The sequence below is a fragment of the Paraburkholderia sp. UYCP14C genome (assembly GCF_004197395.1).
GTDB lineage: Bacteria > Pseudomonadota > Gammaproteobacteria > Burkholderiales > Burkholderiaceae > Paraburkholderia.
Genome location: NZ_SELS01000001.1, coordinates 47523 through 60990, shown reverse-complemented (window position 1 = coordinate 60990; position 13468 = coordinate 47523). Strand labels below are relative to the sequence as shown.

11 protein-coding genes are annotated in these 13468 nt (G+C 65.6%); 6 read left to right on the top strand and 5 right to left on the bottom strand.

Translation table 11 applies throughout. From position 1 onward, the window contains the following. Positions 1 to 2: 2 nt before the first annotated feature. Positions 3 to 920, bottom strand: a complete 918-nt coding sequence (locus EVC45_RS00245) for a helix-turn-helix domain-containing protein (protein ID WP_129956038.1) — start codon at positions 918 to 920, stop codon at positions 3 to 5. 197 nt (positions 921 to 1117) lie between these two features. On the opposite strand from EVC45_RS00245, the gene EVC45_RS00240 reads away from it, so the two are divergent. The 4 genes from EVC45_RS00240 to EVC45_RS00225 all read left to right on the top strand — a co-directional run bounded on the left by EVC45_RS00240 (position 1118) and on the right by EVC45_RS00225 (position 5549). Then, positions 1118 to 2020 carry a DMT family transporter gene (locus EVC45_RS00240; RefSeq protein WP_129956037.1) on the top strand — a complete coding sequence of 301 codons (903 nt, stop codon included), beginning with the start codon at positions 1118 to 1120 and terminating at the stop codon, positions 2018 to 2020. 327 nt (positions 2021 to 2347) lie between these two features. Further along, the gene (locus EVC45_RS00235) at positions 2348 to 4528 is read left to right on the top strand and encodes a hypothetical protein (protein ID WP_129956036.1); all 2181 of its coding nucleotides are present in this window, start codon (positions 2348 to 2350) and stop codon (positions 4526 to 4528) included. Positions 4529 to 4624: 96 nt separating this feature from the next. Continuing rightward, positions 4625 to 4882, top strand: a complete 258-nt coding sequence (locus tag EVC45_RS00230; RefSeq protein WP_018424067.1) for a hypothetical protein — start codon at positions 4625 to 4627, stop codon at positions 4880 to 4882. A 67-nt stretch (positions 4883 to 4949) separates the two neighbouring features. Beyond that, positions 4950 to 5549 carry a LysE family translocator gene (locus EVC45_RS00225; RefSeq protein WP_129956035.1) on the top strand — a complete coding sequence of 200 codons (600 nt, stop codon included), beginning with the start codon at positions 4950 to 4952 and terminating at the stop codon, positions 5547 to 5549. A 44-nt stretch (positions 5550 to 5593) separates the two neighbouring features. Here EVC45_RS00225 and EVC45_RS00220 read toward each other — a convergent pair whose 3' ends face one another. The 4 genes from EVC45_RS00220 to EVC45_RS00205 form a co-directional block, all read right to left on the bottom strand. Then, entirely contained in the window at positions 5594 to 7339 is a 1746-nt protein-coding gene (locus tag EVC45_RS00220; protein WP_129956034.1) for an FAD-dependent oxidoreductase, read from the bottom strand. Positions 7340 to 7459: 120 nt separating this feature from the next. After that, positions 7460 to 8452 (bottom strand): DedA family protein/thiosulfate sulfurtransferase GlpE, encoded by a 993-nt coding sequence (locus EVC45_RS00215; protein ID WP_129956033.1) that lies wholly within the window; start codon positions 8450 to 8452, stop codon positions 7460 to 7462. Between the two features lie 408 nt (positions 8453 to 8860). Then, entirely contained in the window at positions 8861 to 9112 is a 252-nt protein-coding gene (locus tag EVC45_RS00210; RefSeq protein WP_008921056.1) for a hypothetical protein, read from the bottom strand. A gap of 642 nt (positions 9113 to 9754) precedes the next feature. Then, positions 9755 to 11155: a GntP family permease gene (locus tag EVC45_RS00205; protein ID WP_129956032.1), complete on the bottom strand. Its 1401-nt coding sequence runs from the start codon at positions 11153 to 11155 to the stop codon at positions 9755 to 9757. 326 nt (positions 11156 to 11481) lie between these two features. On the opposite strand from EVC45_RS00205, the gene EVC45_RS00200 reads away from it, so the two are divergent. Together EVC45_RS00200 and EVC45_RS00195 are read left to right on the top strand one after the other, a co-directional pair. Then, positions 11482 to 12945 (top strand): sigma-54-dependent Fis family transcriptional regulator, encoded by a 1464-nt coding sequence (locus tag EVC45_RS00200; RefSeq protein ID WP_129956031.1) that lies wholly within the window; start codon positions 11482 to 11484, stop codon positions 12943 to 12945. 103 nt (positions 12946 to 13048) lie between these two features. Next, complete coding sequence (locus EVC45_RS00195) at positions 13049 to 13315, top strand: hypothetical protein (RefSeq protein ID WP_129956030.1); 267 nt, start codon at positions 13049 to 13051, stop codon at positions 13313 to 13315. The last annotated feature ends 153 nt before the right edge of the window (positions 13316 to 13468 follow it).

Below are 13468 nucleotides of genomic sequence, written 5' to 3'. Positions count from 1 at the left end.
ACTCAAACTCCGATAGCCTGCCGGAACCCACTCGGCGTCACCCCAACCGCCTCGCGAAACCGGTGACTAAAGTGACTCGCGTTCGCATAGCCACACTGCCCGGCGACCTGCGCGAGCGGCAGCGTAGTCGTACGCAGCAGCGTGCGTGCGCGATCGAGCCGTTGCCGCGCGATCCACGCGGCGGGCGGCAAGCCGAACGACTCGCGAAACATCCGCGCCAGATGAAACTCCGACAGCGCCGCGACACCCGACAACTCACCAAGCGTCAACGGCTGCGCGAGGTGGCTGTCGATATAGTCGCGCAGGCGGCGCCGCGTCGCGGCCGGCAGGCCGCCCTTCAGCGCCACGTTCGCGCGCCGCACGCCTTGTCCGCGCAACAGCAGGCTCAGCACTTCGTGCGCGGTCTCGTTGGTGCGCAGCAGGCCGTCGGGACTTTCCCACTCCTCGTTGACGAGCGACTGACACAGACTCGCGATGCGCGGGTCCTCGAAATAGGTGCGATCGGCGAGCGTCAGTTCGCGCGGCTCGCGGTCGAGCTCCTGCACCGCGCGTCGGGTGAAGTGCTCGGGCAGGAAGTACAGGTGCATGAAGTGCATGTGACCGCGCACCCACCAGCGCGATTCGTGATCGCCGGGCAGCGCGCACAGTCGCGACGGAGCGCCGTAGTGGCCCGGCATTTTCTGGCGCTCGGTGCGATAGCCGCCGTCCAGATAGCACGACAGCGTGTGATGGCCGGGCCGCTCGTAGACGGTCTCGGCTTCCTCCGTGTCGCGGGTCCATAGCGCGATCGCGAGTCCGTCGCCGAGCCACGCGAAGCGGTCCAGATTCGCGTTCGCACTGGCGAGCGTGTGACAGACCGACTGCAGGCCAAAAGGCGTGCCGGCGGTGGGTATCACGGGGGCGGACGGGCTGGCGTTCACGGCGGCGAGCGGAGGCTTTCGAGTAAAGGGGAAGGGCTGAGCGGCCAGTATACGGCGAGGCCCGTCTGGCCGCGCGCCGGCGCGAAAAAGTGCGCAAGTTTGGACAATTGCAGGCGGCGGCGCGGTTGCATAGTCGGGCTATCTATCGTCAACGCTGCGCGTTAGGGCAGCCCGTCATTGCAGTCCGAGGCCCGACCATGAATCTCCTTCTTTATGCCACCACTGTGCTGATCTGGGGCACCACGTGGATCGCGATCAAATGGCAACTCGGCGCGGTGCCGCCGCCGGTATCGATTGCGTGGCGGTTCTGGATCGCCGCGCTGTTGCTGTTCGCGCTGCTGCGCATCATGCGCCGGCCGATCTGGCCGCCGCGCAACGCCTGGCGCTATCTCGCCGCGCAGGGGCTCGCACTGTTCTGCCTGAATTTCCTGTGCTTCTACTACGCCGAGCAGATCGTGCCGAGCGGGCTCGTCGCGGTGGTGTTCTCGACCGCGCCGCTGCTTAACTCGATCAACGGGCGGCTGTTCATGGGCCGGCCGCTGCAGCCCAGCGCGATAGCGGGCGCATTGATCGGGCTCGTCGGCATCGTCTGTCTGTTCGTGCAGCAGATGGCCGGACATCTCGGCGATTACACCGCATGGCTCGGACTCGGCGTCGCGTTTCTCGGCACGCTGTGCTTTTCGGCCGGCAATCTGCTGTCGAGCCGCATGCAGTCGATGGGCTTGCATCCGTTCGCGACCAACAGTTGGGCGATGCTGATCGGCGCGGCCGTCCTGACGCTCGGCAGCCTGTTCGCCGGCTATTCGTTCGCGGTGGAACCGTCTGCTCGCTATCTCGGCGCGCTCGCGTATCTCGCGGTGTTCGGCTCGGTGATCGGCTTTACCGCGTACCTGATGCTGGTCGGCCGGATGGGCCCGGAGCGGGCCGCCTACTGCACGGTACTGTTTCCGATCGTCGCGCTCGCGGCGTCGACGCTGTTCGAGGGCTATCGCTGGTCCGCGCTCGCGGTGGTCGGCCTACTGCTGGTCGTGGCCGGCAATCTGGTCGCGTTCGATCTCACGCGACGGATTTTCGTGCGTCATCGGGCGGCGCGAACTTGATGTGCGGATCGCCCGAGGTGAGGATTTACAGGAGCGGAAGGAGCAACTGAAGCGCCGACCGGTGAGTCTTTACGGGAACCGGCTTTTACCGGAATCGTGAAGGAAAGATTGAGTTGGAAGCGTAATTCGATGCAAATGGAATGAATTGGATGGATCGGCATTCAATCATCATTTTTTCATCAATAAATTTGCTATTTTTATATGAGAGGATAAACGACCAACTCTAATGTACGCGCATCGTGACGTTGAAACCAATGATGCACGCACAGGCGAAGCACGCCGGTCAGCCTTACCCTGCGTGCCTCGCGTCTTGCAAGGAATACCGCCGTGAAGCCTTTCTCCCGCCTGGGCGTGGCCGTGGTTTTAATCCATAGCCTGATCTCGCCGAATGTCTCCGCACAATCCCAATTGAATTACACGACCTCGTGGATCGGTAATAGTTTCGGATTTGGCGATGGTAAATGGATGCAGCAGGATATTCAGGCCATTAGCGTGGGCGCCAATGGCACCGTTTATACGAATTCGCCGTGGGACGAAAGCGGCAGCGAAATCGCCGCCTATCGCGCGGGCGACAAGCTCGCGGTCGCCGGTTCGACGCACGGCTGGGGCGCGGCCGGCGGCGACGCGGTGGCGGTGAATCAGACCTACCTGTATGCGGCGATGTCGATCGGCAACGAGAGCAATGCGCTGGTCGGCGCCGACTATCCGCCGGCCAATCACACCTGGTACGGCATCACGCGCCGCACGCTCGCGAATCTCGCGACCGGCGCGCCGTTTTCCGGCGGCATCGGCAATAGCGCGAACGCGACGAAGAACAGTTTCGTCGCGCTCGAAACGGTGACGACCGGCACCGACGCGAGCATTCGCGGCCTCGCCGCGACCGACAGCGAACTCTACGTGGCCGACACTTACGGCAACCGCGTCGCCGTGTACGACGCGCAGTCCATGCAGCCGCTGCGCTCGTGGAGCGTCGCGTCGCCCGCGCGCATCGCGATCGACACCGACTCGACGTTGTGGATCATCAGCGGCTTCGGCACCGGCAACCTGAGCATCAAGCACTATCGCGCCGACGGTACCGCACTCGTCGGTCTGGCGCTGCCCGCCGGCACCGTGCCGACCGACGTCACGGTCACGCGATCGGGTCAACTGCTGGTCGCCGACAACGGCGTGGCGCAACAGATTCTGGTGTTCAACAAGGGCGCGGGCGGCCAGATGCAGGCCGGCGCGTCGATCGGCACGCGCAACGGCATTTTCCATCCGGTGCGCGGCGTGCCCGGCGATACGCGTTTCAACGGCATCACCGGCATCGGCGTCGATGCGGCCGGCAATCTGTATGTCGCGCAGAACGGCGAGGGGCCGCGCGCGCCGGGCTCGGCATCGGTCGGCCAAGGCGCGGTGCTGGAGAGCTACGTGTACGGCACGCGTGTGCTCAACTGGCGGCTCTACGGTCTGACCTTCGTCGATAGCGGCGCATTCGATCCCGCCACGCCCGCTTCGATCTACACAGGCTCGAAGCGCTTCACGCTCGATTACAGACAGCCGGTCGGTCATGAATGGTCGTATGCGGCGTTCACGCTCGATCGCTTCGATTACCCCGACGACCCCGCGTTTCACGAGCCGCGCGGCGTGCGCGGCGAACCGATGGTGCGCAGATTCGACGGCAAGCGCTTTCTCTATACGCTCGATCCGGGCGCGCACTATCTGAACGTCTATCGCTTCGATACGGCGCACGGCGAGATCGCGATTCCGTCGGGAATGCTCGCGCAGAATCCGCTGCCCGGCACATGGCCCGCCGCGCAACCGACTTACGGCGAATGGCTGTGGCGCGACAGCAATGGCAACGGCGCCGTCGACGCGAGCGAGATCAGCGGCAATCCGTCGACCGGCAGCACGGTCGGCGACGGCTTCTGGTGGGTCGACGACCCCGGCAACGTGTGGCTCGCCACGCCCTTGAGCGGCGTGCGCGAGATGCCGCTGCAAGGACTCGACTCGGCCGGCAATCCGATCTACACGTACGCGAGCGCGAAGATGTTCGCTATGCCCGCGCCGTTTACGCGGCTCGCGCGGCTCGTCTACGTCGCGGCGACCGACACGATGTATCTATCCGGTTTCACGAGCGCGATTCCGTGGGACTCGACGCACTGGAAGGAAGCGGGTCCGGTGCTGGCCCGCTACGACAACTGGAGCAGCGGCAACCCGACGCCGACGTACACGATCGCGCTGCCGTGGAACACGCAGAGCGATCCGCAGACCACCACGGTCGGCGTCGCGGTGGCGGGCAACTATATCTTCGTCGCCGAGCTATACACCGATCGCGTCGACGTCTATGACGCGCGCAACGGCACGGCGGTCGGTTACATGACACCGGGCGCGAGCGTCGGCGGCACGAGCGGCTGGGTCGACGTGTATCTCGGCATCAGCGCGGTGCGGCGCGATAACGGCGAGTATGTGGTGCTGGTCGAAGACGACGCGCGCGCGAAGCTGCTGATGTATCGCTGGACACCTTGACGTGGATCGTCGTCGCGCCGAACACGAATAGACGGCGGCGCACGATCGGTATATAACAACCTTTACCGATGCACTTAAAAGGAGCGATGTTCGATCATGACGCAAGACGTTTCTCCCAAGCCGCCCTCCGACGATCGTCCCGAGATCGAGCAGCTCGACGCCGCGCTCAGTCACGTCGATCAGCAGGTGTCGTCAGGCGGCATTGCGTCGGGCGCGGCGAAAGGCATTGTGTACAGTCTGATCGAAACGCTCGGCGCGCTGGTCGGCGATCCCGATCTGCCGGAGCACGCGCGTTCGGGTTACGAAGGACTGCTGGAGGCCGCGCGCGAGTTGCGCGCGAAGCTGGACCGCTGATTCGGCGCAGCCATCGTGCCGTCTGTGATACAAAAGCGCACCGTGTAATTCACCGTGCGCTTTTTTTATGCTCTCTGCGACCGAGATCGCGTTGCTGGCCACCGGCATCGTGGTGGTACTGGTGACGCCCGGCCCCACCAACACGCTACTCGCCGCGGCAGGTTTGCGCGACGGTCTGCACCGCGCACTGCCGCTGATCGCCGCCGAACTGGCGGGCTATCTGGTGTCGATCTCCGCGTGGGGACGCTTCTTCGCGCACGCGGCGCAAGCGTGGCCGTGGCTGCCGTCGCTCCTGCGCGTGGCCGCGAGCGCGTATATCGCGTGGCTTGCGCTCGACATGTGGCGCGCGGCGGTTGCGCTGCCCGGCTCGACGCAACGCGCCGGCAACGCGCGCACGCTGTTCGTCGCGACCTTGCTCAATCCGAAAGGGCTGCTGTTCGGCGGTACGATCTTTCCGGCCGCCGCATTCATGCATCTGCCCGCTTATCTGCTCGCGATGGGGATGTTCGCGTGCCTCGCCGCGCCGATCGCGCTCGCGTGGATCTCGTTCGGCGCGGCGCTCGGCCGCGGCCGGCTCGGTTGGCTCGAACCGGTGACGGTGCAGCGCGGCGCGTCGATCGTGCTCGGGGTGTTTTCGGTGTCGCTCGCGTGGGCCGCGTTGCACTGAAGACGGATGCGCAAAAGACGATGCGTTGAAGATCGCACCGACGCTCACGCCCCGAGCGCCACCGCTTCCCCGCTCGTCTGCGCCAGCAACTGGTGAATCTGCGCGACCACGGCCGCGCCTTCGCCGACCGCCGCGGCGACGCGTTTCGTCGACCCTGCGCGCGCGTCGCCGATCGCATAGACGCCTTCGACCGTCGTTCCGAGATCGCACGCGGTGGCCGAGCCGTCCGCACTGATGCCGGTCAGCACGAAGCCTTTCGCGTCGAGTTGCACACCGCAGGTGCGCAGCCATTCGGTGTTCGGGTCCGCACCGGTGAAGAGAAACAGATGCCGCGTGTCGAAGTGATCGACACCATCGGGTAGCGGCTTCTTCAACGCGACCGACACGAGCCCGTCCTCATCGCCTTCGAGGCGGCCGACTTCCGAATTCGTATGCACGAACACGTTCGGCAGCGAGCGGATGCGGTCGATCAGATAGCGCGACATCGTCGCCTCGAAACCGCTGCGGCGGATCAGCACGTGAACCTTGGCCGCGTGCGTCGCCAGATAGACGATCGCCTGGCCCGCCGAATTGCCGCCACCCACCAGCACCACCTCCTGGCGCTTGCATAGCTTCGCCTCGACCGGCGACGCCCAGTAGTAGACGCCGCGTCCGTCGAAGCGCTCGAGTCCTTCGAGGTTCGGGCGCCGGTACACGGCGCCGCTCGCGATCACGATCGCCCGCGCGCTGATGTGGCCGCCGCATTTCGTTTCGAGCCGATACGGCGACTGCCCGCAATGCAGCGCCTGCACGCTGACCGGAATCGCGACGTGCGCGCCGAACTTCTGCGCCTGCACGAAGGCGCGGCCGGCGAGCGCCTGGCCCGAGATGCCGGTCGGAAAGCCGAGATAGTTTTCGATGCGCGAGCTCGCGCCCGCCTGGCCGCCCGGCGCGCGGCTGTCGAGCACGATTGCCGAAAGTCCTTCGGAGGCCGCGTACACCGCGGCGGCAAGTCCCGCCGGCCCCGCGCCGACGATCGCGACGTCGTACACGTACGTGTCGTCGAGATCGGGCAGCAGCCCTAAGCGAGTGGCAAGTTCCGGCATGCTCGGATGACGCAGCACCGAGCCGTCCGGGCAGATCACGAGCGGCAGGTCCTCGCGCTGCGCGGCGAACTGCTCGATCAGACGCAGTGCGTCTTCGTCGCGTTCATCGATCACCGAATGCGGATGGCCGTTGCGCGACAGGAAGCCTTGAAGCATCACGAGCCGCGCGTCATTGCTACTGCCGATCAGAATGGGCCCGCCCGCGCCCTTTTCGATCAGCGACACGCGCCGCAGAATCAGCGCGCGCATGATGCGCTCGCCGAGTTCGGCTTCGGCGACGATCAGCGCGCGCAAGCGGTCGGGCGGAATCAGCAGCGCTTCGACGGCGCCGATTGCAACGCCGTTCACGAGCGAGGGCTTGCCCGACAGCTGCCCGACTTCGGCCAGGAAATGCCCGGCGCCGCGCTCGCTGATTACGTGCTCGCGGCCGATGCCGTCACGCTGATAGACCTTCACGCGTCCTTCGAGCACCACGAACATGCCGGGGCCGCGGTGCCCGGTTTCGAACAGCAGCTCGCCGGACTTCCAGCGACCGGTCTCGCCGAAGCGGCGCAGCCGATCGATCTCCGCGCAAGTGAGCTCGGGAAACATCTGGTGCAAGCGCGTCGACAGCGACGAGTACGGCGCGTCGGCGACGACTCCCTGCTGTCCTGGCACCTCTTGAGTCGAAACCTCTTGAGTCGGAACGTCCTGAGTCGAAAGCATTGAACCGCTCCTTCGATGTTCATTGCACGATTGAACGGGAGGCAACGCGATGCGCGCTCGCACGCCGGGGCGAGCCGTGCCGCGCGCTTCAGAGGCGGACGATGCCGCCGCTCATTCCAGCTAGACGGCTTTGGGCGCGATGTCGTCGACCGCGACTTCCGGCCGCGACGTCTCGGGCAGCGAATCGACCGTCTTGCCCGAGTCGCGCCAGGCTTCCATGCCGCCACGCAGCGGCAGCACGTCGGAGAAGCCGGCTTCGTTGAGCTGCTTGGCCATCCATGCTGCGGAAATCTCATTCGGGCACGAGCAGTAGATCACCAGCTTCTGATCGTGCGGGTAGGTGGCGACGATGTCGTCGAGTTGCCGTTCGTCCGCGAATTGTGCGCCTGGAATCACGAACGGATCGAGCTTGCGCTTCTCCTCTGAACGAATGTCGAACACGACCGGCGCCTCGCCGGCCGCGTACAGCGTCGCGAGTTCGTCGACCTCGATGCGCGCGGACGCGAGCTTCGCGATCAACTGGCGACGCCGGATCCACCGGTACAGCGCGTACAGCACCAGCAACGCGACGACGACGAGCGCCGCCGTGCGCCCGAGCCGACCGGCGATCGCGAACAGCATGTCGATCTGCCGCGCGAACAGCGCGCCGATGATGAGCCCGGTGCCGGACCACAGCGCGGCGCCGACACCGTCATAGCTGAGGAAGGTGCGATAGCGCGTGCCCATCGCACCGGCCATCGGGATCGACACGATCGACAGCCCCGGCACGAACTTGGCGACCGCGAGCACGCGCACGCCCCAGCGGCCGAAGAAGCGCTCGGTCTTTTTCACGCAGGTGTCACGCGACAGCGACAGCCGGCAGATCGTCTTCAGCGTGTTGCCGCCGTAGATGCGGCCCGCGAGGTACCAGGCGCTGTCGCCGATCAGCGTTGCGAAGATGGACAGCACGAGGACCGGCAACAACTGTGTGCCGACCGAGCCGGGGTGCATCGCGGCCATCGCGCCGAACAGCACGAGCGACGGCATGGCCGGTACCGGCAGCCCTAGCGCGGCGGCCAGCACGTTGAGGAAGACGAGCGCCGGTCCGTATTGCTCGACGAGGTCATGTAGCATCGGTTTAACATCCGCGGCCCTTGCGGGCGCAGCGTGGTAAGGAATGCAAAGGGGAATGCAAGGATTATGGACGTATTTTCGAGACGTGCAACCGGCCCGAAAATTGGCTCGTCGTCCGCCTGCGAACAAGTCGCCATATGTGGTGGCATTGCCCGAAATACAAGGGTGGCAACCGCTTGTGACAACGTGCTGAAGGACGCGCAAGCGTACACGGCAAGGCGCGCGCAAGCGCTTGCAAAAACCCGTAGAAATGTGGGGATTAGCGGCGTGAGCGGAACAAACGGGAGCGGGGCGACGCGCGCAGGCGCGCCCAATGCGAATAATCTCGCGCTGACGCGTCGAAGTGCGACGCAGCGGGCGCGAGAGGCTGACGAGTCACGCGACGATCACGGCCGCCGCGCGCCTGGTTCACTGACGGTGATTGTGCTGCTCGCCCGGCAACTCGGCGCCATGCGCGCGGATCGCGGCGATCAGCTCCGCGGGCGTAATTTCGTAGCGCACTTCGCGATGTATGCCCGGCTTGCGCTCATCGACCTCGATCAGCAGGATGCCTTTGCCGTCTTCGGTCGATTCGAGGCGCAGCGAGCGAAGTTCGCGCGCCGTTGCGTCGTCGTATTCGGTGAGCAGGGCCATTGACCCGGAGGACCCGGTGATGCGCATCGAAGTTGTCCTTGTTGCGTTGGTGATGGAACCATTGTACGGGGCGGACGGCGTGCCGTCTGCCGCGTCGTCGAGCCGTGTTGCGTCTGCCTCCGTCTCGCCCGGGTTTTAGTCGAGTGTGACGCCGCCGCTGGCGCATGCGCGGTTGCGGAGCGTGCGACCAGTTTAACGCGACTCCTCGCCGCGACGGACGCATTTTTCATGCCCCACGGCGGCGCGAAGTGCGTTCGGGTTTTGTCATGCGGGTGACGCGGGCGCGGGCTAGGAAGCGGTCGGCGGCCCATGCGCCGCGCGGCCGCGCGAGTCACCGCTCCATCGATGTGCATGCCACGGGCTCGCTGCGCGGGGATAGGGCAATCCGCTCGCGCAAATGGGGACGTCCGCGGCGGCCGCCGTCGCCACGTACGCCGTCGTTGGCTTTGCAGGCTCCCGGATTCCCTCACCTTTCGCGCACGCATCGCGCGCGCAAAAAAATAGCCCGTCCGGATAGGGACGGGCCGTTAAACGCCGTTGTTACTCGGGTCAGCCTGCCCTTGCAACGATTGGGCGCTGACAACTACATCCTCGTGCTTCGTTGGCGGGCTGTCGAGGTGGGAGTAATGCGGATCTATCAGATAAAAGTACAGTTTTCCGATTCGGCGTTCACACGAGGCCGGTCGCGTAGTACACCGCGATCACGAAGAACACCGCGAGCGTCTTGATCACCGTGACCGCGAAGATGTCGCGATACGACTGCCGATGCGTGAGACCCGTCACGGCGAGCAGCGTAATCACCGCGCCGTTGTGCGGCAGCGTATCCATGCCGCCGCTCGCCATCGCGACCACGCGATGCAGCACCTCGAGCGGAATATTCGCGGCCTGCGCACCCTTGATGAACGTATCAGACATCGCGGCGAGCGCAATGCTCATACCGCCCGATGCCGAACCCGTGATGCCCGCGAGCGTGCTGACCGACACCGCGGCGTTGACGAGCGGATTCGGAATGCTCTTCAGCGCATTGCTGACGACCAGAAAGCCCGGCAGCGCCGCGATCACACCGCCGAAGCCATATTCCGACGCGGTATTGAGCGACGCCAGCAGCGCGCCCGCCACCGCCGCCTTGGTGCCGACCGCGAAGCGCTGGCTGACGCGACCGAACGCCGTCACGACGACCACCACGATGCCGAGCAGCAGCGCGCCCAGCACGGCCCAAATGCCCACGAGAGCCTTGACGCTCGTTTCGACCGGCGCGTGCAGCCCCGGCAGGATGTCCGGCGTGACCGTGAAGGTCGGGCCGTACCAGGTCGGAATCCAGCGCGTCAGCAGGAAGTTCGAGACGCCGACCACGAAGAGCGGAGCGATTGCCAGCAGCGGATGCGGCAACTGCTTCGATTCGACGCGCTCCGGCTCATTGACGAGTTCGGTGCCGTAACCCTCGCCGGTCGCCATCGCGGCGCGGCGGCGCCATTCCAGATACGACAGACCGACCACGATGATGAACACCGAGCCGAGCACGCCGAGCGTCGGCGCGGCCCACGAGGTGGTCTTGAAGAACGTCGTCGGGATGATGTTCTGGATCTGCGGCGTGCCGGGCAGCGAGTCCATCGTGAACGAGAACGCGCCGAGCGCGATCGCGCCGGGCATCAGCCGCTTCGGAATGTTGCTCTGGCGATACAGCTCGGCCGCGAACGGGTAGACCGCGAACACGACGACGAACAGCGACACCCCGCCGTAGGTGAGCAGCGCGCACACCGCGACGATCACCGCGTTTGCGCGCGAGCGACCGATATAGCGGATCGCCGCGGCGACGATCGATTCCGAGAAGCCCGACAGCTCGATCACCTTGCCGAATACGGCGCCGAGCAGAAACACCGGGAAGTACAGTTTCACGAAGCCGACCATCTTGTCCATGAAGATGCTCGTGAAGACCGGCGCGACGGCGGCGGGCTCGGTGAGCAGGACGGCGGCGAGCGCCGCGATCGGCGCGAACAGGATCACGCTGTAGCCGCGATACGCGGCGAACATCAGAAACGCCAGCGCGGCGATAACGATGAGAAAGGTCATTGAGTCTCCATAGCCTGGTTGTTCTACACATTTGCCGTCCTGATCGAGCGACGGCGCGGCGGGGTCGGAACGCAGGTTCCATGCCACACATTGCGTTTTGCCGCTGAAGTGCCGTGGTGCCTGGCTCGGCCGTACAACGGCGGCCGGGGCAACGTTGGCGGATTGTACTCAAGCGTCTCTGAAACGGGACTTCAATCTGGCGAAGATAACCGGAAACCAGGGTAAGTCATGATGCATAAGGCCTGTCGGGTGTCTCAATTTGGAGATAAATTCGTCCACTAATTGAGATTGATGCAGTCAAAACGATAAGCGGAGACAGCGACAGCATGATGACCGACTGGACGGGCCTGCCCGCCACCTATGACGACGTGCTTCGTCGGGCGATGGATTCGCTGTTTCGCACATTCGAAAACTTCAGCGAAGGTACCTTCATAGTAGATGGCCAGGCGCGCGTCGTCTGGATCAACAAGCGATATGCGGCGCGCTTCGGCTTTGCGGACCCGCAGCAGGCGATCGGCCGGGATTGCGAAGCGGTGATTCCGAACAGTCTGATGCGCGAGGTCGTCAATACCGGCAAGCCGATCCTGCTCGACATCATGGAGACGGATCGCGAGCCGCTCGTCGTCACGCGGCTGCCGCTGAAGGACGATGCCGGCGCGACGATCGGCGCGGTCGGCTTCGCGCTGTTCGACGAGCTGAAAGCGCTGTCGCCGCTCTTTTCGCAGTACTCGCGCTTGCAGCAGGAGCTGATCGCGACGCGCCAGTCGCTCGCGCAGGCGCGCCGCGCGCGCTATACGTTCGGCAGTTTCGTCGGCACCAGCGCGGCATCGCTCGAAGTGAAGCGCCAGGCGCGGCGCGCGGCGCAACTCGAAGCGCCGGTGCTGCTGCTCGGTGAAACCGGCACCGGCAAGGAGCTGCTCGCGCATGCGATTCACGGCGGCTCGGCGCGCGCCCATAAGCCGCTCGTCAGCGTCAACGTCGCGGCGATTCCCGACACGCTGCTCGAAGTCGAGTTCTTCGGCGCCGCACCCGGCGCGTACACCGGCGCGGATCGCAAGGGGCGGGTCGGCAAGTTCGAGCTCGCCGACGGCGGCACGCTGTTTCTCGACGAGATCGGCGACATGCCGTTGCCATTGCAGGGCAAGCTGTTGCGCGTACTGCAGGACAAGGAGTTCGAGCCGCTCGGCTCGAACCGCGTCGTGCGCGCGGATGTGCGGATCATCGCGGCGACCTCGGCCGACCTGCCCGCGCTCGTCGCGGCCGGGCGTTTTCGCGCGGACCTGTTCTACCGGCTCAACGTGCTGACGATCCACGCGCCCGCGCTGCGCGAGCGGCCGTCCGACATCGAGGCACTGGCCTACGCGATGCTCGAAGATCTGGCCGCGCAGGCACGCGGCGGCAGCCACTTCGAGTTGCACGACGACGCGTTGCGGCTGCTGTGCGCGTACGACTGGCCGGGCAACGTGCGCGAGCTGCGCAACACATTGGAGCGCGCCGTGATGCTGTCCGACAGCGAACGCATCGATGCGCGCGCGCTTGCGCCATTCATCGGCTCGGGCCAGGGCGGCGCGGTTGCGCCGACGCGGACCCCGGCTGCCGCGGCCGCCAGCGTGGACGTCGCCGCCGCCGAACCCACCTCATGGAGCGACGCGATGGCAGAGTTCGAAAAGCGCTTTCTGCGCGACGCGTTGCGCGCGAACGGCGGCCGCGTCATCGACACTGCGAAACAGATCGGCATGGGCCGCGCGACGCTGTACAAGAAGATCGCCGCGCACGGCATCGAAGTTTGACGCGCGGCGCCCTCCCGGCCGGCCGCGCCGCGCGAACTGACGCAGCGCAAGGGCCGCGTGGCACAATCGCGAGATCGAAAAACAAGACGTGATCGGGGTCTCCATGAAACGCAGCTTGTCCTTCTTCGCTCGCCGCTCGAGCGTCATGCTGGCCGTCGGCGCGATCGTCGCGCTGGGCGGTTGCAGCAGCAGCGCGCCGCTGTTCCTGTCGGATGGCCGCGCGACCACGCTCGTGCAATGCCCGGTCGGTTCCGACTCGTGCTCGCAACAGGCGGCCGCCAGTTGCAACGGCGCGTTCGACGTCGTGCGCCAGTCGAGCGAGGGCGGCACGTCGAGCCTGATCTACGCCTGCCGCGCGGGCGCGAAGTAAGCACCTGATCACGTGCCGGCGCAAGGCCGGCGCGCCCGGCTGACCGATCCGTTGGCCGCGTCCGGTCTCCTTTCACCTGTTTCCGGTCATTTGCCCGCAATTCCCGATACGCTCGCTTAACCACGCTCGTGTCATTGCGGTTACCACATGGCC